This window comes from Enterobacter sp. R-25 (assembly GCF_049913205.1).
Lineage (GTDB): Bacteria > Pseudomonadota > Gammaproteobacteria > Enterobacterales > Enterobacteriaceae > Enterobacter > Enterobacter ludwigii.
Map to the genome: position 1 here is coordinate 2,726,209 of NZ_CP183982.1, position 22,394 is coordinate 2,748,602.

A 22,394-nucleotide genomic window follows, 5' to 3' on the forward strand; every position below is an offset into this window, starting at 1 on the left:
TAGAATATAAGAATGCATCCAAATGATGCCAGGCATTTCGCCAGCAAAAGCAACCTGGGGCCATATCTATTTGCCAGCGATGACAAAATCGAATAATTTTTCACCGTGTTATATCGCTGATGAAAACGCATTATAGTTTCAAATATTGTGCAAAGCATAATGACGAAAAATTTAGCCAATAACAGTGTAACAAACGAAGGCGGAATAACGATTAGTACCAACTCACCATCTTCTTTTGTCATCGAGGGGAAAATTTCCCGCAATCCGATCAACACGAAAACCAGAATAAAAGTGCCGACTAATATAAAAGATAATTTTACGAAAAAAAACCACCCATTCTTTTTTGTTAAAATTATCTTTGCCATTCCAGATATAGGCAAAAGCGACCAAAGAAAAAATAATAAACCCGAGAAACTTCATTGAATCCGCTGCTCCTTATTCGCTCGCCCGACTATGACAGTCACACCCCCCAGTATTAACAATTGGCGCATGGCGGGTTGCGTGAGGATGATCACCGCAACCAGTTGACCGAGCTGCCTGCTGCGGTCGATGCACGCCTCCGGGTCGGGTCAAGGGCATGACGCAAAGCGGAGACGTGGTTGCGGTAACAGTAGAAACAAAGGTATCCGTTATGCAACCTTAATCATTGTGCTTACTTTAGCCAAAGACCCGAAAACATAAGGACGCTTCCGAGGGAAATTAAGCTTTTAGCAACGATAAGTAAGCCAGGCGCGACGATGCGTGATATAGACGATATTTTTTCATAATTTTCCACATTGTAGCTTTTGTGCCCCCTCAGAATCCCCGAGAAAACAGTACAGAGCAGCACAACTGTGACCTTTAAACCCCATACGCACAGAAAAGACATAGAAAAAATGATCGAATATTGTTTGGCCGTTGCGATGGAAAACAATGACATCGACTGAGAAAGCCATTTAAACGTAAAGCCAATGACAACTGTGGCTACTAACACCAGAACCAACATCATCCCCGCCAGGAGCCACTTTTTCTTGTTAAAAAAATCTTTTCCATTCCAGATAAGCGCTAGTGTCCAAATCATAAAGAAAATAAAGAAAAACCAATGCATTACAATATTTCCCATTTATCCTCTTTAATCTTTTGTCAAAAGGGCAACACACTCAGCAATAACCATTAATCCCGCCATCTGCCTGAGCGGAAATTACGGCCAGCTCAAACCCTCACTATCCAAATATGAAAACAATTACAAGAAAGTATCTTCAGGAGCCCTGTCGAATAATTCACCTGCAATTCTGGCGATACGTTCGTGTTGTACCAATTTGTCTTTCCACTCCTGTGGGATACCGGAATAACCATACAGCGCACCCGCGATTTGCCCCGCCGTCGCCGCAACGCTGTCAGCATCATCGGCAAGATTGGCGGCCAACAGAATAGCATCTCTGAAATTATCCGTATTCCATACGGACCACATCGCGGCCTCAAGCGTATCGATGACATAACCACTTGAACGAATCTGATCGCGAGTTTTTTGCTTATATTCACCCGCGTTGATAATCATTACACGTGGCTGAAGCGGCATGACGTGTGGAGCAAAAACAAAATCTTTATTGCTGCCATTAATCATATGTACAAGTAAATAACTTAAATACTGTGTGCTATTTATTGCTTCCGCGGCACCGTGCGTGGCGATGCTCTGTTTTTTAGCTTCATAAAACGCTTTGCTTAATGACTTTCTAAAAAAAATTGAGACAGGGGCTTGTCTGATAATAGAAGCATTACCTGCAGTTTCTGGCGAAGTATTACCGCTCCACCCAGGACCAACAGTTAAATATTGTTCTAAAGCAAAGCGAGTTGTATTACCTATATCAAAACAGATGCCATTTGAACTGTTATAACCATGCTGATACCATTCCAGAAGCTTATTCCTGAAGCATATAGTATCAGCATCACCTTTCTCAAGAAGCGTTTCCGCAAGACATAATGCCATGGATGTGTCATCCGTCCATTCGCCTGCGCGAAGTCGAAATGGCCCACCTCCTGTCATATCTTTGACGTATGCTCTGTCACGCGGTAAAAATTCGAGCGTAGTGCCTACGGCATCTCCAACAGCGAGGCCAATAAGGGCACCAATCGCGCGATCCCTTGATTCCGCTAGGGAGAGACTACACGATGGTGTTAAATCCCATCGTTTTTGTGCATCGCAATCAAAAGATGATTCTAATAGTTTATCATTATATTTATACTGCATTTTCTGCTGGACTGAAAGACTACTAACAGGTAAGTACTTACGATATCTATCTACATATTTTAACAATACATTCAAATTAGCATGTAAATCAATCACCATCCACCCATAATAAAATATATTTAATATCAAACCTAGAATTCATCAGGATATTTCATTTTAAGATTTTGTTGTTTTATTCTATAATTGGCATCAACCTCATGCGGGAGCCTAACCTTTAATCCTCGGCGGATTTGATCAACAATAAACCAGGCATCCGACAACCTTTCAAAAAACAACTCATCCGAATTATCAAACTCCTTCGCTGCATACATACCGAACGTCATCTTCCATAATTTAGCCTTATCCTTTTCCTTGCCTTCGATGAGGTCCCGCAGAAATAATAATTGTTGTACTGTAGAGTCGCACATTTGCAAAAGCGGGGATTGGGGATTACTTTTTCTAACTTCAGCATATCTCTTTTGAGATAAATTTAATGCTTTTTCAACATAATCCAAGGCTGTTATTTCATTCATTATATTGAGTCAAATTATTAGAGTGAGAGCGCGCCTATTATTCCCGACCACTTCTGCCTGATAAAATCAGTCACCACATTTTATTAAAGGAAGATAATAGAATTAAGAGGGGAAATTAAAAAATCACTTTCTTTATTAATGAGTGACTATCATCAAATATGGTCCACTTGATATTTCGACATATTTCAATACTGGAAAAGTAAGTTGTTTCGTCTCACATCCAACTTCGCATCAACACAACATTTTCTATTCAACTTAATGGCACGCTATAATAGCCGCGCCATATGATTTATACAATTACTAGAAATTATCCTCAAGTGCTCTATCGAATAGTTCACCTGCCATTGTGGCGATACGTTCGTGTTGTTCGAGTTTATTTTTCCAATCCTGGGGAATACCGGAATCACCATATAATGCTCCAGCTATTTGCCCCACCGTCGCCGCAACGATGTCAGCGTCATAGGCAAGGTTGGCGGCCAGCAGAATTCAAAAAAACTGCCTATCACTTACGATATCTTTTTTGTCTTTTCAAATATTCCACATCTTGTTCATGAGGAAGAATGATCTTCAATCCTTTCCCCATCTGCGAAGCTATATAATTAGCATTAGATAAATGCTCAGCAAGTTCGGCATCTGTTGTATCAAATTCTTTAGATGCAAGTACTCCAAGATTCAATGAATGTAATTTACTTTTATCTTTTTCAGCGCCAACCAAAACAGATTTAATATAATCCAACTGGCACTTCACCATAACATACAGTGAAAAATCAGGTTTTGTTTCCAATCGTTTATTGATTATATCAATGGCATCATTGATATAATTCAGCTCGTTATAATTTTCTTTATTCATGAACACTCTTAGACATATTTTTATCTGAATAAATTCTGTACCCCCCTACCTTTTGGCTGGTAGAGATATTTTTTTAACTAGCCAAATACCAGGTACAGGAAGCAATATTACCGAACTACTCTACTTTTTTTGCATAATTCAGTATATTTTCTATGCTGGCAAAGTGAGTTGTTTTCCTCACATGTTACTTCACATTAACCCAACATTTTCCCTTCAACTCAATGGCACGCTACAATAGCCGTGCCATATGAATTATTCAATTATAAAAAATTATCCTCAGGAGCTCTATCGAACAGTTCACCTGCCATTTTGGCGATACGCTCGTGTTGTACAAGTTTGTTTTTCCACTCCGACGGAATACCAGAATAACCATATAATGCTCCCGCTATTTGTCCTGCCGTCGCCGCAACGCTGTCAGCATCATCGGCAAGATTGGCGGCCAACAGAATAGCATCTCTGAAATTGTCAGTATTCCATACGGACCACATCGCGGCCTCAAGCGTATCTATTACATAACCACTTGAACGAATCTGATCGCGAGTTTTTTGCTTATACTCACCCGCATTTATGATCATTACACGCGCGCATAGTGGGAAAACATGAGGGGAAAAAGCTTCTTCTTTTTTATAACCGTTAATTAAATAGTGTAATACCAATCCGAGAAATTGGCATGCATTAATTGACTCTACCGCGCCATGAGTTGCGCGACTCTGAGCCTGGGATTCGAAGTAAATCGCGCGCAGCGATTTTCGACGAAAGATAGACACCGGAGCTTGACGAATAACCGCAGCATTACCAGCAGTGTGTTTCTCGGTATTACCATACCATGAAGGCCCGATACGCAAATACTGTTCAAGCGCAAATCGCGTCGTATTGCCAATATCGAAACACCGACCATTACTGCTATTATCACCGTTAAGATACCATTTAACGAGATATTTTCTAAGTATATCGGTATGCATTCTGTTTTCTGAAAGATAAGTTTCCGCCAGACATAATGCCATGGACGTATCATCCGTCCATTCACCGGGTTTTAAATGAAAAGGTCCGCCACCAATCATATCCGCTACATGTTCACTGTCTCTTTTCTTAAACTCAAGAGTAGTGCCGACTGCGTCCCCAACAGCCAAACCGACCAGCGCCCCAAGTGCTTTATCACGTGAAATATCTTCAGTCGTAATTAAAGGTAATGTTTCATCCCAGGCTTGTGAAGAACTCAAACCATCAATACCGTTATTTTTTATTGCCTTACGGACATTAATTGGCATGTATGTACGATAGCGATCGGCATAATGATTGATTACAGAGTCTTCAGTATGAAGGTCGATCATGGTATTACCCTTAATTCTATATTTGTTATCCCAAGTTCATCTGACCTGCTGATAACCTCAAACGATGTATTAGGCTTAAATAGCACTTCAGTCTCTGTTGCATTGAATTCTGAAAGGAAGTCAATTTTCCGGCCGGAAAAAACATCAACACCATCTTTTGCCCGCCAGGATGGTCAGCGAGTAAAATCACCGTCTGCTTCTGAAAAATGACCGAGTTATCATTTTTAAACTGATAAAAAAGCTCTACCGCCGGATGACCATTAACAGAAGTCATCTGAGAGGATTCAAGACGAAAGTCGGGCACCGTAATTTCCAGTTCACGCGTCAGTCGGGTAGCCGCATCATGGACTTTATCTTCGTTTTTTGCCGTCGCACAAGAAACAACAAAAGTAAACTCGCTAGCTCCGTTATCACTCATGGTGAATAAATTCATGGTTCTGTCTTTAAATACATCGGGCAAGGCGAGTGTTGCTTCCTGAAGGATATATTCGGCCATTCTGGTTATTCTTATTTATTGGCATTAAAAACAAAAAAACCATCCACTTCCTGCTGGATTTCACCCTGATGGGATGCACCTGGTGGGTCGATGACATTACGTCCGTCATCAGGGTTTAAGTGCAATTCCCCGGAAAGCGTATTAATTTGAGCATTCTGTTTTGCAGTAAAGTTAAAGTTATTACCAATGATATGAACGCTACCGTCTTTTGATAGCTCGATGGCGCTTTCACCACATTCCAGTCTCAGCGTATTACCTGCGGAAAGTATAAAATTATTAACGACCTTATCGTTTCGACTGTTCCCCGTCAGGCATACCACATCGCCTTTAATCCCTGATTTCTGGTTTTTCGCTACCCGTAAGGTTTCATCTTCACCAACAAACTGGGTACGATTTTTTTCGGTAGAGTGAGACTCGTCATTTTTGACGTTAATATCCAGATTCCGCTCAGCCTGGATCCACACCTGCTCTGCGCCCGCCTTGTCCTCAAAGCGCAGGGCATTGGCATTATCCACGGAGCCATCCTTCGTGCGGCTCATAAAGCCCATCTGCGTGGCTGCAGCCGGCAGCGCCCACGGCGGCATGCTTGCTTCGTTATACACCCGCCCGGTGATAATCGGACGGTCCGGGTCACCGTTGATAAAGTCCACCACCACCTCATCGCCGACCCGCGGAATTTGCACCCCGCCGTACCCCTGACCCGCCCAGGCGCTCGACACACGCACCCAGCAGGAGCTGGTGTCATCCCCCTTCGCCAGACGGTCCCAGTGGAATTTCACCTTCACGCGGCCATATTTGTCCGTCCAGATACTCTCCCCATTTGGCCCCACAACTTTTGCCGTCTGCGGGCCGTAGGTGCGCGGCCACGCCGTGCTCTGCGCCGGACGGTATGACACCGACGCCGGGATGACCGCGAAATCAGTGCGGTGAAGGGTTTCCCCCTCGCCGCTCGCGTAGCGGTTCTCCTCGAAATGGTAACCCGCCGCCGTGACCAGATAGTCACCGTTATCACTGAAGAACGGGGCGTTAGTCAGGGTGAAGGTGTGTCCCGGTGCAATACCCGCGGCCGTGGCCGTCGCCTGAATCTGCTGGTGCTCCACCTGCCAGCGCTCCTGACGGATACGGGCGTAGAACTCCGCATGCCCGGTCTCAACAAACCGTCCCGGCCAGTCGTACACGTCGATACTGCCCGGTTTCGGTGACGCCGGGTTCTGCTGCGCCTGGAACAGCCACGCGTTCGGCTTGCGGAAGTCGTAGTCATCGAGGCTGTAAATCCCCGGGGTGACGCTGTCCTCCAGCGCCCACTGGCTGATACCCTCTTCATCCGTACTGCCGCCTGACGGCGTCTGGTGGTAAGGAATGACTTCGTAGCCGCTGAACGGCTGATGCTGCGTGGCGGCGTCGGTGAGCACCAGGGTGTGCTTGTCGGCGTCGTGGCTGAAGTGGTATGCAATCCCCTCCAGCTCCATCAGACGGCTGATAAAGTCCAGGCTCGACTCCTGATACTGCACGCAGTAGTCCCACACCCGGTAGCTCCCGGTGAGCTTATCCTCCACGTTAACCTGATGTTCACCCAGCAGGGTTTTCACAATCTGCGGTACCGTCTGGCCCTGGAAGATACGCAGGTTACGGTCGCGCTTCATCGGCCACAGGTCCGGCTCCACCGTCAGCTGGTACACCGCATAGCGGGTGCCCGTCAGCTCGACGGCACTCACCGCCACGCGGGTGATTTTTCCATTGATATAGCGGGGCGTCAGCAGGCTCTGCGTCGGGATGGTCACCGTGACCGGCTGACCCAGCAGTTTGCTGCGGTCAATGCGCGCATCCGTGCCAAGCAGGGTCAGCGTCTGGGCGAACGACTCGGACATCGCCTCGCGACCCGTCAGTTTCCAGAACAGAAGCCCCTCCACCGGGAGCTGAACGGTAATTCGGTTGAGCATAACTTTATTCCATATGGCTTATGCGATGCAAAGACTCACGGCACTAAATGTGTCATGGTAATACTATGCAGTGTCAGATTGGTTATTTAGCGCGAACTGTTTTGATTATATATATGAGAGAGCCAATCTTTAATATTTCCGATAATATAAATAAAGCAATATTAATGGAAATAACGCTCAATCTTAAACCAGCGATCGCCATAGGGAAAAGTGTCACTGAGCAACTGAAGATGATAACGCGCAGCACTTCTTGTATAAGAGCAAAACCGACCGCATATCGATGTTTTGTGAAAAAAAACCAGGCAGAAAAAAGCAAGGAAACTGGCATGAGGAGATAAACAAGGTAAAAAGCACCTGTCACTATTCCGTTTACGCCACCTGCTATCAGCATAAAGATAATTACACCCGGATTTCCTCCGGTGGAAACCCACCATGACTCAAGTAAATGGTATGGACCAATCGAATAAAACACAATCCCGATGACATCCATAACACCCCAGAAATAGAAAATTTTATTTTTCGCGGTCATGTTCGCCCTAACCTTTACTTGACTGGTGCTGGCGGCCATTTACCACCATGTTGAATAAGCGTCTCTTTGATTTCAGTTAGTTTTTTATATTCTTCACTGCCTTCTTCTGTTCTGTTCAGATAACGTTGAAGTTGATTACCCATCGTCCAGCCATTGATAGTCCTAATTTCAGGGTCAGTACCGCGTTTCAGCAAAAGGAGCACGTGATCGTAAGCGTGGTAATCCAGCGCGGCTACTAACAATGTACTACCCAGTGAGTCGGTAATATTAATATCCGCTCCGCCGTCAAGCATCGCCTTGAGTGTCTCGGTATTTTTCGCTTCGATACTTTCGAATATTATAGGCTCACCAAACGTTTTGTCTTTTGCATCTGGAGATAATCCGCCGTCCAGCATCGCCTTTATCCACACGTCGCTGTCCGCTTTTAATACTAATTCTGCAGGCGAACTTTTTCCCTGCGGCCTTGGCTGCAGCGGATCTGCGCCAGCCTTAATCAGAGTAGTGATAATTTTTAAATGTTCAGGCGTTTTTTTATCGTTAAGTGAATTCATCACCGCCCAAAACAACAGGGTCATGTCCTCTTTACCAGGTTTGTTTAAATCAGTTTTCGAAGCTAACTTTTTCACCTCATCGCCGTCACCATTCTCAATTGCGCGCGCTAATGTGAGCTGGTCACCATTAAAGTAATTATCTGGTTGTAAATCCATATTTTGCTTGCACCCCTGAACCATAAACATTAAACAAAGCGCTACCCAGCCAAAAATTAGTGATTTCACGCGCGGCTCCTGATAATAGAGATATCCTCATCCTTCTGTTGTTCAATACAGTTTATCGCTTGATCTATTCCATGTCGGTCAAATGCACTCCCCATTCCACCAGGAAGGTCGTGAGCTATTCCGGCAGCATTGGGCATAATGGCAGAAATCTCTTCTTTCGCTATAAGTGCTGGCACGTGCCCTTTTACCATTTTAAAATCTTCCCAAACATTTACTTCCTGAGTCCTGGTCAGCAGTTCACCCTCGACGCGGTAAGCCTGAATGTTATCCGTGCTGCCCAATATGCTTCCGCCATATTTCTCGACGGTACCGGAATTTAGGCCAGAAGCATTAAACGTCCATCCCGCCATACCACTTGCCATAGAGGTGGCTGATGCTAAACCTCCCCCAAGAGAGTGCCCCGCAATGTCTATTTTTTGACCTGATTTGGCGAGCTGCTCGCCCATACTTACGGCTCTTCGGTAATAATCCGACTCCAACCCAAGCCCCTGCGCACCGTTATTTTTCCAGTCAGTCATGTTCTTCATGGGGAAAAACTCTGGTTGCCTCGACCCTCTGAACACCAGCGTAGGGTTCATATCGCCACCAAAAACGTCAGGGTCAGGCTGATAGACGCGTGCCAGAAAATCAGGATCCTCACTCTTGTCATAAAGTGTTTTACTTTTAAGACCTAACTTCTTTAGCACCGATGCATCGTTGCTTATATCCTTCCAGCCCTCTGGCACCCCCGGCGTTGTCTCCAGCGGATTCACTGTCTTATAAACATTCTCAGCAAGCTTCGCTTTCTCCACCGCAATATTATTCGCCGCCAGTCGTTTAGCGGCGATCTGCGCATCCGGGTAAAGGCTGTTGCTGCCCTTCGCGATCAGATCCTTACGCGCCTGCCAGCGTTCCGCCTTGGTCATCTGCTGTAGCTGCGAAGCATAGGTTTTACCGTCTTTACCCGGCGTGGCCTCATCCGGCACCTGTGCCGCTTTGGATTTCACCACCTGCTTCGGCAGTACCGTCGGCGCAGGACGGGCACCGTAAGTTCGCACCATGGTTTCGTAGCGATCGACGATTGTGCTTACCGGATACCAGCCCAGACCGGTAAGCGAGGCCGCCTGCAGTCGGCCATCGGCATTGATATAAAATATCTCCGTTACCGATGACCAGTTACGGAAACTCTCGTCGATGGCAACGATCCTGCCGATATCGAGATCCTGCACGATCAGCTTACGGGTATCGCGTCCTGACTGATAGGGATTCGCCCCGGTGATGGAATGCAGCAAATCGTAACGCGTAAACAGCGAGCGCAGCGAATTGTCGGGAACTGACATTATCCACTGCCCGGCTACGGACGGGCGGATAATTTTCGCGAAAAGCGCTGGCGAGACATTCTCGCTGAAAAGATAGACAAACTTGAGGTTATACATTCGCTCCGTCCTGTTACCAGTCCCTGCTTACCTTACTTACGGATTCACCAGCCAGGTGCCAGGCTTCGCGATATCCAGCGTCTGGGTACGCGTTTTCCCGTTGCCCTGCAGTTCAATTCTGGCCTCGCCCGCAGGTAGCTTGAGCGATGCATAACCGTTATTTGCCGGACGCAGTGTTTTTGGCTCACCGTTCACTTTCAGGGTCTCACCGTCAAGAATACGGATATAGACCAGTGCCACCGGGCTGGCATCCACCGGTGGGGTGGCCGGTTGCGCTGTCGCAGTCGGTGCAGTCTGTTCACTGGCTTTCGCCGTTTCCGGTTTCACTTCCGGCGCGTTCGATGCGGTTTCAACGGGGCGCGTCTCAGCGGGGGCCTGCGCCGCCTGCTCTGGCGCATCATGGTCGCCACCGCTAAACAGCATCGCTCCGGCGACGACGCCAACCAGCACGCCCGCAGCAACCATTGCCGGGATTTTGTACCGGTGCCAGTCCAGTGCAGAAGCCGGTGCCTCTTCCTCTACCGGTACCAGCATCGTGCCCGGTTTTTTCGCGCTCAGTACATCGTCGATACCCGCTACTGGCATCTCAATAAACGCCGCGAATTCATCGATGGACTGCGGTCGGTCTTCCATATGCAACGCCAGCGCCCGGTCGATGGCCTGCAGCAGCGAGAGGGAATAGCCCTGCGGCTGCAGTTCCACCAGCGGTTTGCAGGTGTCCTGAATTGAGCGCACCACGCTGACCGGCGGCGGTGAGCCGACAATCAGGGTACGCAGCACGGCACCGAGAGCATAAATATCCGTCCACGGGCCCTGCTCGCTTTCGTTGTCGTCAGTGTACTGCTCGATTGGCGCAAAGCCCGGGCGCAGCATGGTTTCCGTCTCGTCAGAGAGATTACCAATGGTGCGGCGCGCTGAGCCGAAATCGAGCAGAACCGGCAGGCCGTTGTCCTGAATCTGGATGTTATCCAGAGAGATGTCGCGGTGCAGATAGCCTTCGTCATGAATTGTCTTAATGGCACCGAACAGCATGGGCAGCATACGACGGATCCAGGCTTCGTTAATCAGCTCCGGTTTTTGTTCGCGCAGGCGGGAAAGCGTGGTACCGCTATAGAACAGCGTTCCCATATAGGCCGTATCGTTTTGCACCCAGAAACGCAGCACGTGAAGCAGGTTCGGGTGGTTGAAGCGCGCCAGCAGGCGGGCTTCCTGAATGAAGCTGTTCAGGCCGGCGGAAAACGCTTTGCCAAAACGTTCGCTGCGCAGTACCAGCGTCATATCGTCGCCGCGCACGGCGAGCGAGGCAGGCATGAATTCTTTGATAGCGATAGTGCGTTCGAGCTGATGATCCCACGCGCGATAGACGATGCCGAACCCGCCGCCGCCGATCACCTCTTTAATTTCAAACTCGTTGAAGCGATACCCGACCGGGAGCGCGTTTGGGACAGTCCGATTGTTATCATTATCCGTCATCTTTTACAGTTCTCTTGATGATTATTACGCGGCAAACTGACAGTGAAACTCGCCCTGCTCACAGGTGACGTGCAGACGTCGGTACTGCTCATCGCTGCGGCTGGCGGTAAGTAATATCTGGCTCATCTGAGGCAGCAAGGTGTTTGTCAGAATAGCGTCCACCATGCGGCCGCCAGACTCCACCTCGGTACAGCGCTGAACAATTTGTTCCACCACGCTGTCATCAAACTCGGAAATAATATTGTGATTCTCTTGCAGACGACGCTGAATGCGTTTGAGCTGCAGGCGGACAATCTGCCCCAGCATCTCGTCGCTCAGTGGATAATACGGCACCACCAGCAGACGGCCCAGCAGCGCTGGCGGGAAGACCTCCAGCAGCGGCTGACGCAACGCGCCGCTTAACGCCTCAGGCTCAGGCATCAGTTCCGGATCGGCACACATGGCGCTGATCAGATCGGTGCCGACGTTGGACGTCAGAATAATGATGGTGTTACGGAAATCAATATGGCGGCCCTCGCCATCTTCCATCCAGCCTTTATCGAAGACCTGGAAGAAGATTTCATGTACATCCGGGTGCGCTTTTTCAATTTCGTCCAGCAAGACCACGCTGTACGGTCGACGGCGAACGGCCTCGGTTAACACCCCGCCTTCACCATAACCCACGTATCCCGGAGGCGCACCTTTTAAGGTGGAAACGGTGTGGGCTTCCTGGAATTCACTCATGTTGATGGTGATAACGTTCTGCTCACCACCATAAAGCGACTCCGCCAGCGCCAGTGCAGTTTCCGTTTTCCCCACGCCGGACGGGCCACAGAGCATAAATACGCCAACAGGTTTGTTCGGATCATCGAGTTTTGCCCGCGAGGTTTTCACGCGACGGGCAATCAGATCCAGGCCGTGACGCTGGCCGATGACGCGCTGGTTGAGGGTATCAGCCAGGTTGAGCACCGCATCAATCTCGTTTTTCACCATCCGGCCCAGCGGGATACCGGTCCAGTCAGAGACCACCGCCGCCACCACGTTTTCATCCACCGCCGCAAACAGCAGCGGCTCGTCGCCCTGTAAAGCGTTGAGCGCCTGCTGCTGCGCGTTAAGCGCGCTGCGCAGTTCGCCGGTCTCGTCATCACCCGCGGCAAAAAGCGCGGCACGCAGGCGGATGATTTCAGTCACAAGAGCACGTTCCTCTTCCCAGCGCTGGGTCAGGGCTTCGCGCTTTGTTTCGTATGTATCGCGCTCGGCGGTCAAGGCTGCGACGCGCTCCGGATCGCCGGCACCCACGCGCGCTTCGCGTCCGGCAATCTCGATCTCCACATCCAGGGCCGCGAGATGGCGCAGGCAATCTTCCAGCTGTGCCGGTGGCGCGCTCTGGCTGACCGCCACGCGGGCACAGGCAGTATCAAGCAGCGCAACGGCTTTATCCGGCAACTGGCGTGCCGGAATATAACGATGTGAAAGCTTGACCGCCGCGCTGACCGCTTCGTCGAGAAGCAGTACCTGGTGATGCGTCTCCAGCGGTGACACCGTGCTGCGCAGCATCAGAATGGCTTTGGCTTCGTCCGGCTCGTGAACCTGTACCGTCTGGAAACGACGGGTCAGCGCCGGGTCTTTCTCGATGTATTTTTTGTATTCCGCCCACGTGGTGGCCCCGATGGTGCGCAGTTGCCCGCGCGCCAGAGCCGGCTTTAACAGGTTAGCGGCATCACCGGTACCCTGCTGGCCGCCTGCGCCAATCAGGGTGTGGATCTCATCGATAAACAGAATGACTGGCGTAGAGCTGGACTGCACTTCATTAATCAGGGCCTGTAGACGCGCTTCGAACTCGCCTTTCATGCCTGCGCCAGCCTGCAGCATGCCGATATCCAGCAGCCAAAGCTGAATATTCTGCAACGGTGCCGGCACGTCGCCTTCGGCGATACGCAGCGCCAGCCCTTCCACCACCGCCGTTTTGCCAACGCCAGCTTCCCCGGTCAGCAGCGGGTTATTCTGGCGACGGCGCATCAGAATATCGACCATCTGGCGGATCTCTTCATCGCGCCCGACAACCGGGTCAATCTTCCCTTCACGGGCGCGCGCAGTCAGGTCCTGACCATACTGGGCTAACGTCCCCTGTGCGGCAGGCACCGTACCGGCTGGCGTATCCGCGGCAGCGGCCGCCTGCTGCGTCTCTTTGCTCTGAGCGCAAATCGCATCAAACTGCTCGATCAGCACGTCGACGTTAAGGCGGGTGAACTGCGCCGAGATGCTTTTCAGCACGTTAGCCAGATTCCAGGTTTTCAGGATGCCAATCAGTAAATGCCCGCCGCGAATACGGCTGACGCCATACTTCAGCGAGCCAAACACCCACGCGCGCTCCACGGCGCTGTCGATATGTTCTGACAGATCGGAAACAGAACTCGCGCCACGTGGCAGCGCATCCAGTGCGGCCACGATATCGCGCGTCAGCTGCTGTTCATCGAGGGCAAAATGACGAATCACCTGTTGCAGATCGCCATCCTGCTGCTGCATCAGTTGATGCAGCCAGTGCACCAGTTCAACATAGGGGTTGCCGCGCAGCTTGCAGAACGCGGTGGCGCTTTCCAGTGAGGTAAATAACAGCGTATCCAGTTTGCCGAAAAGCACGGCACGGCTGATTTCTGACATGTTCGGTTCCGTTGATAACAATGCGTTAGAAAAATTATCGCTCTGCGCGATACACCAGATCGCCACGTGGGACAGGCTGAGGCTGAAGGCCCAGCCAGGTGTTGTAACCTAACCGCCCGGCGCTACCGAGCGAGGCACCCTGCACCGCGTCGGCGCGCAGAATAACCCGAGTTTCCCATTCAAATTCTACCCCTGCGTACTGGCGTACCCAGTCGCGCAGTTCAGTGACCCACGCTTCGCCTGGCAGAAAGCGGTTGTACTCTTCCGCGCTCAGTGGGCCGATTTCGATACGAAACTTGTGCTGCACGTCGCGCACCGCAACGCCGAGAAAAGCGGATTCTCCCATCCGCGGCAGTCGACGCCCTTCACCCAACTGCGCCTGTTCCCGCGGCGAAAGCGGCATCCACTGCGCCACGTTCGTGACCAGTTTTACCGGGGCGTTAAAATAGTTGCGCAGGATCTTCTCCAGCCCTTCCGGATCCCGGGCGTGACGAGTCAGGTGTCCGGCATGAGTAAAACGGGCATGTGCGCTCAGGCTGCCTTTGGTCATCTGCCCCGGCTGGCCCATGCCGATCAAGGATGCCAGGTACCCCTCAAAGCGTTTGTTGTCCGCGCGGTCAAGAGAGACGGCGGGCTGCGCATCAGCCCAGGCGCGGTAAAACAACAGCGTCAGGCGATGATGGAACAGATCGGCAAACGCGCTCAGGCTGGTGTCCTGATGATGATGAATACGCTCGCGGGCGTACTCTGTCATATGGACGGGCAGCGGGCCATTTGGACCAAACAGACCGAAGCTGAGGATAGACACCTCGTGCAGCCCGTTCTCTTCACGCTGGCGCACCTGCGCGAGGGTTGACGGCGCAAAGCTCATCGATGGCTGCTGACCGATACGTAACGGCTCAAATTTCGGCAGCGGCGCGCGCCCCAGCGGATAACGTTCACCGCCCTGGGCATCAATGCGTCTTAATAGCTGGAACAGATCGTAGCGCCACGGCGTCTCACGTACGCCGCGCCAGAAAGCGTCCGGCAACGGCGTCAGGCGATGGACACGCAGCGGCGCGGAGGCGACTTCGCTCATAGTAGTGCCCTTTTCCCCATACGCGGTGCCCAGTAGCCAATCTCACCGCGCTGCTGACTCTTCAGCGTGAATTCAGTAAAGCTGTTGATGGACACCAGGCGGGCAAACAGGCGTTCCAGCACGCTGCCGAAAAGCCAGGGGCTGGCGCCGGAAAACGCACGCTCATCCACCGTCAGAGTAATGCCGATCCCGCGCGCAAAGACCACCGGACCCGGCTCCGGGACGCGACGGTGAACCGGCTCCAGCACGCAGTGGCGAACGCCCTCAACCTGACGCGCAACCGGCGTCTCCGCCAGGTTAGCATACAGCCCTAACAGCTGACGCAGGGCGGCGGCACCCTCTTCGTTTTCGCTGTCCATCAGGCTGAGATAGTTCATCTGCAGTTGGCTGATCAATCGCCAGGTGCTAAACCCTTCGGCCAGAGCCGGACGCGGCGGCGTTGGGCCTTTTCGCAGGGTCAGGGATTTCACCGGCATGGAATCGGCCATGATGAACTGTCCGAGCTCCTGCTGAAGCATCAGCGGCAGGTCGCGGCTGGTGCACAATACTTCCGCGGAGATATAGCGCAGATTTTCCTGCCAGGGTGCATGCTGTTCATCCACCAGCGAAACAAAGACTTCGGAGCCGATATAACCGGTGCGGGTACCGTAGCGCAGGGCATGTTCAGAGAGCACTCGCTGCTCGCGGCGCAGGGAAAAATAGGCGCCGTAGTTGCCCGCATCACCGCTCCAGGTGCTCCAGAAAGGACGGAATGTCTGGTCATCACGCTGGCCGTCGGCACTGCCGAAGATTTTGTTTACCGCATAAATTTCATAATCCAGGGGACGGATGTTATCCACCACCAGATGATATTCATGCTGGCTCTCGCTCAGCTTCTGCCGCGCCGCCACTTTCGGGAAAAGGTTGATCACCGGCGTGCAATGCATCGCCAGATGGCTGGCATCAACCACCCGCTCCAGCTGCTCATCGCTTTTATCCAGCAGGATGAAAATATCGAACGCTTTTTCATTTTCACAGTGCTGGATAAGCTTGCCCAGACCGCTGAGGCTGATAAAGCGGAACCGTGCCGGAAACGCAAAGTATTCCTGCAGCAGACGATAGCCGTCAAAGTTGCGCAGGTCGTCCGGAAGCAGCGCCTGGTCCGGCTCAAACCCTTCCTGTCGCAAGGCATCCGCAGAGAGCAGCTGTCGCTGCGGGAGCTTGCTGACGGTCTGGCAGACAATCCCGGCGTGGTGCTCCATGACCAGCTCAAGCAGCTTGAGCGCCTCAATATCCGGGCCGCTAAGGAAAAACTCCAGACGGTCAAAATCCAGATGCCCAAGATGCTGCGGGCCATCGCAGGCAATGCGGACCCGTAACGCGCTGTTGATCCCCCGCTGGCTCAGGCCCAGCTGCGCCAGCGGCAGATCGGCAGGCACACCGCCCAGCTCGACCTTATCGATTTTCAGCGGCAGCAGATTAACTTCATGCGCCGTGGTGTAGCTGCAGGTGACCCCGGTCTTTTTCAGCGCCAGGCTGTCCATCATGGTGCCGCGCGGCACCTTAAAACCGTTGCTCAGATCGCCACGCGTGCTGTCGGGCTGGATTTCAGCAATCGCCATTGAGGGAGTTGGCGCGAGATAGTTTGGCGCAATCATTTCCAGCAAACGCTGGGAGAAGCGCGGGAACTCCGCTTCCATTTTCATTTGCACGCGGGAGGTCAGGAACGCGAACCCCTCCATCAGGCGTTCTGTATACGGGTCCGCCACTTCGATGCCGCGCATGCCCAGTCGACCCGCGACTTTGGGATAGCGCTCGGCAAATTCAGCGCCCATTTCACGCAGATAGGCCAGTTCACGGTTGTAATATTCGAGCAGTTTACTTTCCATGATCACCCCGCATCTTTCAGTTCAAAATGGCCGTTTTCCAGATCGACATCGGTGCGAAACAGAAACTCCAGCGGGTACGGCACACACCACAGACGCCCTTTTATCTCAATGGACAACACGTTGTGCAGATCCAGTGACGAGGTGTCTGACACGCAGCGGACCTGCAGTCCCTGCGGCAAAATACGCGGTTCAAAGTTAATGATGGCCTCGGTAAGCTTGCGCTGAATGTCGTGCCATTCAATGTCTGACATTCTTTTCCCGGCCAGCGGCGCGACGCCAAAATTAACCACCGAGCGGTTCACATGCGGCAACGCGCTCAGGTCACCGGATGCGTCATGGTTGATGGTGTTAAACAACCACTGCAGATCCCGCAGCACGTTACGGCGCAGGGCGGCGTGGGTAATCAGATTACTGTTGGCGGACTCGCGTTTTTTTTCCGGATCGTTATCGGTGAGGCGATCCAGCAGCGAGGGCTGCATTTTATCGCGCGCCCCCACCTTCTCCTGCTTGCTGCGGGCTTGCCAGCCGCTGCGCAGCAGATCGCCTTCGCCAGCGGGATTACTCATGGGCTCCATCCGCAGCAAACGTCACCAGGTTCAACGACAGCAATGGGCTTTCGCTTTGCTCGCTAAGCCAGGCTTTCTGCCCCATGCCTTCATACAGCGTGCCGTCATTGTCGAGCGGCAGCCACTCGGTGGTGCGCGCGAGCTTAACCGCGTCAGACGCATCCGGTGCGAAAGGATAGCGCGCCGGGATCTGGCAAACCTGTTCGGTACCGTCCGTCAGGCGCACCAGCGCATGACGCCACACCAGGTCAGTCACGCTGGCAGGGGCCTGGAAACGGATCTCGGCGATGGCGTTAAACGGCAGCCAGAAATAACGGCCGTTGACGATGGTTTCACACACGGGCCCCAGACGAGCATCGCCGTCCATCAGCCATGCGAATGCCTGCGTCTCGTCATTCTCAAGCGTGATTTGCCCCGCCGTTGCCTGCGCCTGCTCAAGGGCTTCCAGACGCAGCGCCTGAGCACGCTCTCCCGCGTCATTAAGTGCGGCGGCAAGCGTGGTAAGCCACGGCCACTGCGTTTCAGGCATGGCAGGACGAGCCTGCCCCGCCATCACCTGCGCGCGCTGCAGCTCGCCCTGGATGGACTGCTCCAGCAGGGTAACGGTTGGTTTAGCCTGGGGCTTAAGTGCCAGCCAGCTCTTCAGCTGAGTCAGGGCACGCGTCCAGTTACCACTGAGGGTCAAAAACTGCACAAACGCGGCACGGAGATCGGCATCGGCCGGACGGGCTTTGATCTCAGCTTCAAGACGCACCAGCGCGTCACTCAGCGATTCACCCGCCAGGTGTTGATAGAGCGTATTCATAGCCATTCCTTAGTTTGCCGCGCGCCAGGCGCCGACTGCCGGATCGCGCAGCTGAGGGCGCAGGGTGTCAATCAGAACGATATTGAGCGTTGTGCCAGGGGTAACCCAGGCGCCCCAGATTTTTTTCACCGCGGCGATACGCGCCTGCAGTTTTGCATCGTCGCTGGCGGTCTCACGTGAAATCTCCACGGCCACCGTGCCGTTGCTTTTCCAGCCGTTGAGGCTGCTGTCGTAAGGCAGGATCATCCAGCTCTGGTCGCTGTTGGAGGTGCTGAAAACCATGCGCTCTTTGTTGACGGAGGTGATCAGCGCGTTTTCCGGGTCGGCACTTTGATTCAGTCCCATGACCGGGAAGCCGTGAATGTAGGTCACCGGTATCTCTTTTTGTCCACCATTACGGGACTGGGAGATAACCGTGTGACCACTCAGCCAGCTCCCGTTTCCGCAGCGGGTGGTGTCTGAATCCGGAATAAAGAGCGCCGGAGCAGATGAGCCCCCTTCCCAGAAGGTACGCAGATGGCAGCCGTCCTGAAGGGTAAATTCCTGCCACGGCGTGCGATCGGCAGCAACCGTGTGGGTTTCCGCGTTCTGGTCCGGCGGCAGCAACGCACCGCTGGCCGGAGTACTCACTGGCGCAGTCTGCTGCTGTTTTACCACCAGCGCCCAGTCCTGCGCTTTGCCTGCTGTCCCCTGCGCCAGCGTCGTCCCGGACGGATCGTTCAGCGTCCAGCTCAGTTTACTGACTTTGCTGCACTGGTGTTCCAGCAGCGAGCCCAGACGCGGGACAAAGTTCTCCAGAACCGAGACGTCTTTGTTGCCGTTCGCCACGATACGCAGCGCAATCTCTGACTTACACCAGCTCTGTGGGGTGTTGTCTTTGATGTTATCAATCCAGATATCCAGCTTCTGCGCAGGAGACTGCACGATGCGGAAATTCTCAGCCTGCGCGGTGGACGCCACCGCCAGAAGTGCTAAACCCGATAGCCAAAGTTTCATATCGTTCCTTGTGTGTCTAATCAGTTCCGCAGGGAAGAAATTGTGCTGCGTCAGAAAGCGTATGCAGCAAAGTGGTGTCCTGAGGGTTACCCATCCATACCGCCAGGGCGGTATAGTTATCCTGAGCATTCCCCTCCTGTTCGCCATTCTTTTGGATGATTTGGTTCATTAAGGTCAGCCACTCTTGTGGCGTGTTAACCATGTGCAGCGACTGTTTCATCTGTTCTTCGCTGACGCCGTGCCAGAAACCGTCTGTACAGAGTAGAAATGCATCTCCGTCTTCGACCTGCACCACATCGCTGTAGCTCGCTTCTGGCCCACCGTTTTCAATACCCAGCGCCAGATAGAGCAGATTGCTGTTGAGGTTATCGGTGTCGTGCCCTGCATCTTTCATCTGCTGAACCAGGCTGTGATCGGTGGTGACATGCCACAGCCATCCCCGGCGAAACAGATACAGGCGGCTGTCCCCGGCATGTGCCCAGTAGGCCAGCCGGTAATCTCTGTCGATAAACAGACTGACCAGCGTGGTGCCCATCCGACGATAATCCTGAACCGCCTGCTGTTCGCTGAGAATGGTGCGATTCGCCGTTTGCACATAGTCGCGAATATGCTGCGCGTTCAGGTGCTTGTCGCCATCAAAACGGGAGATAATACTGTTGCGGGCCAGTTCAGCGGCCACCTCACCGCCCGGCAGACCAGCGATACCATCACAGACGACAAAGCAGGCTGAACGTTCCCCTATGGTTTCTCCCGTCTGATCCTGGTTGCTGGCGCGCGTCCCCTGGCGGGAGAGAGAAGCCGTTGCGATATTCATTTTTCTTCCGATCCGCTCTGTGAGTCTTTGTACTGATTTACCTCCATGTCATAAGCATGGAGGAAGGCTTCGCCAAACAGGGTGTGGAAGTCATCCTCAATCTCGCCTGCCGTTTCACCATAGCTGCGGACAAAGTAGTCCCACAGTGCGGCTTTGCGACTGCCCGGCAGCGCCAGCCGGGAGGTCATCCCGTTCTGCTTCGCCTGCTCTTCCAGCTGTTCCGGGTTGAAGGATTGCAGCATGGCGGCAATGATGGCGCGGATACCGGAGATCATACCCAGCTGATGCGCCTGCAGATCGATCAGCGCGTCACGCACGGATTTTGTCGGCGGCATAAAGCCCGGCATTGGCGTACCGAACATCTGGATCAGAACGGTTTTCCCGGTCGGCAACAGTTTGAACGGGTTGTTGGCATCATCAAGTACCATGGTCATATCGGCTTTTACGCCGCGCTTGAGAATGGAGCGCGAAGAAAGCAGCGCCACGGTGCCCTGAGAGAACATGCCCAGAATTTGCCCCAGCTGACGCATATTTTCACGGTCAAACTGCGGGACGGGCTGCATTTCGCTGAGCCCCATCCCTTCCAGCAGCGCCTCAAGTAATTCGCCCTGCAATACTTCACCCTTTTCGCCATTATGGGCTGCTGGCGACGCCGCGTTTTTGACCGGGTCAATACGCAAACGCCCTTTAGGTGCCTGGGCATTACTGCGCGCCACGGCCTGCGGGGTTGGCATGGTGAAGCCGGCATAATCCGGTCGCGCCGGCTCTTCTTCTTCCACGCGCGGCGGCACCTGCGGCTCAGGAGCAAACAGCGGAGAAGCGGCAAGGACGTCCTCTTCCTGTTCTGCTTGCGGCTCTGGCGTCAGTTCTGGCTCAACGACGGCCTCTGGCTTATCGCCGACAATCTCATCCGGATGGGTTAACGGTGCCCCGCCCATCAACCCGAGGGGGTCATCATTTCGTGCGGCAGGTGCGCTGGCACTACCGCCAAACAGTGCCAGCGGATCGAGTTCATCCGTCTGCTCTTCTTGAGGCTGCGCAGGTTTAGCTTCATTGGGCGGCACCAGCGTAGACGGGGTGACGTCGTCAAAAATGCTCTCTTTTTTGAACAATGCTTCGTCACTGAACAGCGTATCCGGATCCACGTTCTTACGCTCAAGCTTTGGATCGCTGTCATTGAACATCGCCAGCGGATCTTCAGCGTTACGCTCAGGTGCGACAGGCTGGGAGAACGGATCGTGCGACGCTGCCGGCTGCGGCTTCGCCCGAGAACTGGAAATGCTGTCGGAGATAGAGAACTCCTGCATCAGGCTATCCCAGATTTCCGACGGCACAGCAGTCGGTTCCGCCTTCCCGCGCGGGGCGGCGCTCGCAGGCTTCGGCTGCGGGGCTGCCGCAGGGGCCGCGGCTGGACGCGCCTGCTGCTGCATGGTCGCCGCCATGCGGCTGACTGGCTGCGTATCATGAATCAGTTCGGTCACTTCGATGCGGTAATCATCAATACCGAGAATGTCCCCATCCTGCAGCTCAACCTGGCGCCCGCGCTCAAGCGGAATGTCATTTAATACCACGCGGGTGACGCTGCCACGGTTAGTGACGCGGCATTCGCCCTGGGCGTCAACGTGAACAATGGCCTGCAAACGCGAGATGGTGCGGTCATTGTCCGGCAATACCAGATTGTTATCCGTACCGCGCCCAATGGTGCCGCCCGGGGCATAAAAATCACAGCTGCTCTGCGGCGGCTGATGACCGGGTTTTGTAGAAATAATCGTGAATCGCATGGCGTATTCCTGCTGGTATGATTAGCGCTCAAACGCTGCCGCTCTCGGGGCGAGAACGGCGGCGTTTGAGCGTAAAGTTAATTAGAACTCAGATTCCATTGTTACTTGCCAGAATTAAAAGCATTTAAAAATAGCCACCGTAAAAATAATCTTTTTGTTATATGAAGAGATCCAGACCATTTCAGAATCAGACGAAATGCCATTACACTTATGGAAATTACTTTTCGTAGCAACCCAGCTTGCGTTAATGGCTGATAGACTTACGAAACCTCGCTGTAATGGTTTCGACAATCAATA

The 22,394-nt window shown here is 52.7% G+C and carries 20 protein-coding genes and 1 pseudogene; 1 reads left to right on the forward strand and 20 read right to left on the reverse strand.

The annotated features are described in order from the left end of the window. The first annotated feature begins 159 nt into the window (after positions 1 to 159). Complete coding sequence (locus ACN9MQ_RS13075; protein ID WP_426020987.1) at positions 160 to 423, forward strand: hypothetical protein; 264 nt, start codon at positions 160 to 162, stop codon at positions 421 to 423. Positions 424 to 652: 229 nt separating this feature from the next. Here ACN9MQ_RS13075 and ACN9MQ_RS13080 read toward each other — a convergent pair whose 3' ends face one another. From ACN9MQ_RS13080 to tagH, 20 genes and pseudogenes are all read right to left on the reverse strand, one after another. Next, positions 653 to 1,102 carry a hypothetical protein gene (locus ACN9MQ_RS13080; RefSeq protein ID WP_050816912.1) on the reverse strand — a complete coding sequence of 150 codons (450 nt, stop codon included), beginning with the start codon at positions 1,100 to 1,102 and terminating at the stop codon, positions 653 to 655. 120 nt (positions 1,103 to 1,222) lie between these two features. Continuing rightward, entirely contained in the window at positions 1,223 to 2,323 is a 1,101-nt protein-coding gene (gene tri1 / locus ACN9MQ_RS13085; protein ID WP_426021115.1) for an ADP-ribosylarginine hydrolase Tri1, read from the reverse strand. Between the two features lie 35 nt (positions 2,324 to 2,358). Then, on the reverse strand, positions 2,359 to 2,739 hold the full coding sequence (locus tag ACN9MQ_RS13090; RefSeq protein ID WP_232946923.1) for an immunity protein Tsi6 family protein: 381 nt from the start codon (positions 2,737 to 2,739) through the stop codon (positions 2,359 to 2,361). A 300-nt stretch (positions 2,740 to 3,039) separates the two neighbouring features. Then, positions 3,040 to 3,225, reverse strand: a pseudogene (locus ACN9MQ_RS13095) (ADP-ribosylglycohydrolase family protein); the annotation flags it as partial. A 16-nt stretch (positions 3,226 to 3,241) separates the two neighbouring features. Then, complete coding sequence (locus tag ACN9MQ_RS13100; protein ID WP_020883477.1) at positions 3,242 to 3,589, reverse strand: immunity protein Tsi6 family protein; 348 nt, start codon at positions 3,587 to 3,589, stop codon at positions 3,242 to 3,244. A gap of 260 nt (positions 3,590 to 3,849) precedes the next feature. Next, the gene (tri1, locus tag ACN9MQ_RS13105; protein ID WP_232946924.1) at positions 3,850 to 4,920 is read right to left on the reverse strand and encodes an ADP-ribosylarginine hydrolase Tri1; all 1,071 of its coding nucleotides are present in this window, start codon (positions 4,918 to 4,920) and stop codon (positions 3,850 to 3,852) included. A 25-nt stretch (positions 4,921 to 4,945) separates the two neighbouring features. After that, the gene (locus tag ACN9MQ_RS13110) at positions 4,946 to 5,416 is read right to left on the reverse strand and encodes a DcrB-related protein (protein WP_020883475.1); all 471 of its coding nucleotides are present in this window, start codon (positions 5,414 to 5,416) and stop codon (positions 4,946 to 4,948) included. A gap of 11 nt (positions 5,417 to 5,427) precedes the next feature. Continuing rightward, a complete protein-coding gene (locus ACN9MQ_RS13115; protein ID WP_426024720.1) occupies positions 5,428 to 7,356 on the reverse strand; it encodes a type VI secretion system Vgr family protein in 1,929 nt (642 codons plus the stop codon). A gap of 82 nt (positions 7,357 to 7,438) precedes the next feature. Next, positions 7,439 to 7,924, reverse strand: a complete 486-nt coding sequence (locus tag ACN9MQ_RS13120; RefSeq protein ID WP_426024721.1) for a hypothetical protein — start codon at positions 7,922 to 7,924, stop codon at positions 7,439 to 7,441. Then, complete coding sequence (locus tag ACN9MQ_RS13125) at positions 7,900 to 8,622, reverse strand: ankyrin repeat domain-containing protein (RefSeq protein WP_198921950.1); 723 nt, start codon at positions 8,620 to 8,622, stop codon at positions 7,900 to 7,902. The genes ACN9MQ_RS13120 and ACN9MQ_RS13125 overlap by 25 nt, the downstream gene beginning before the upstream one ends. Before the next feature lie 35 nt (positions 8,623 to 8,657). Continuing rightward, positions 8,658 to 10,076 (reverse strand): hypothetical protein, encoded by a 1,419-nt coding sequence (locus tag ACN9MQ_RS13130; protein ID WP_020883471.1) that lies wholly within the window; start codon positions 10,074 to 10,076, stop codon positions 8,658 to 8,660. 36 nt (positions 10,077 to 10,112) lie between these two features. Then, complete coding sequence (locus tag ACN9MQ_RS13135) at positions 10,113 to 11,549, reverse strand: serine/threonine protein kinase (protein ID WP_426020984.1); 1,437 nt, start codon at positions 11,547 to 11,549, stop codon at positions 10,113 to 10,115. A gap of 24 nt (positions 11,550 to 11,573) precedes the next feature. Beyond that, the gene (gene tssH, locus ACN9MQ_RS13140) at positions 11,574 to 14,189 is read right to left on the reverse strand and encodes a type VI secretion system ATPase TssH (protein WP_032678394.1); all 2,616 of its coding nucleotides are present in this window, start codon (positions 14,187 to 14,189) and stop codon (positions 11,574 to 11,576) included. Positions 14,190 to 14,223: 34 nt separating this feature from the next. Further along, positions 14,224 to 15,267 (reverse strand): type VI secretion system baseplate subunit TssG, encoded by a 1,044-nt coding sequence (gene tssG / locus ACN9MQ_RS13145; RefSeq protein WP_020883468.1) that lies wholly within the window; start codon positions 15,265 to 15,267, stop codon positions 14,224 to 14,226. After that, positions 15,264 to 17,135: a type VI secretion system baseplate subunit TssF gene (gene tssF, locus ACN9MQ_RS13150; RefSeq protein WP_426020983.1), complete on the reverse strand. Its 1,872-nt coding sequence runs from the start codon at positions 17,133 to 17,135 to the stop codon at positions 15,264 to 15,266. Before tssF ends, tssG begins: the two co-directional genes overlap by 4 nt. 2 nt (positions 17,136 to 17,137) lie before the next feature. After that, positions 17,138 to 17,701 carry a type VI secretion system baseplate subunit TssE gene (tssE, locus tag ACN9MQ_RS13155; RefSeq protein ID WP_010432861.1) on the reverse strand — a complete coding sequence of 188 codons (564 nt, stop codon included), beginning with the start codon at positions 17,699 to 17,701 and terminating at the stop codon, positions 17,138 to 17,140. Further along, on the reverse strand, positions 17,694 to 18,506 hold the full coding sequence (locus tag ACN9MQ_RS13160; RefSeq protein WP_032680804.1) for a type VI secretion system accessory protein TagJ: 813 nt from the start codon (positions 18,504 to 18,506) through the stop codon (positions 17,694 to 17,696). Before ACN9MQ_RS13160 ends, tssE begins: the two co-directional genes overlap by 8 nt. Before the next feature lie 9 nt (positions 18,507 to 18,515). After that, positions 18,516 to 19,502: a hypothetical protein gene (locus ACN9MQ_RS13165; RefSeq protein WP_020883465.1), complete on the reverse strand. Its 987-nt coding sequence runs from the start codon at positions 19,500 to 19,502 to the stop codon at positions 18,516 to 18,518. A 16-nt stretch (positions 19,503 to 19,518) separates the two neighbouring features. Continuing rightward, entirely contained in the window at positions 19,519 to 20,316 is a 798-nt protein-coding gene (locus ACN9MQ_RS13170) for a PP2C family protein-serine/threonine phosphatase (RefSeq protein WP_014170545.1), read from the reverse strand. Continuing rightward, a complete protein-coding gene (gene tagH / locus ACN9MQ_RS13175; protein ID WP_214579324.1) occupies positions 20,313 to 22,097 on the reverse strand; it encodes a type VI secretion system-associated FHA domain protein TagH in 1,785 nt (594 codons plus the stop codon). The genes ACN9MQ_RS13170 and tagH overlap by 4 nt, the downstream gene beginning before the upstream one ends. Positions 22,098 to 22,394: the final 297 nt, after the last annotated feature.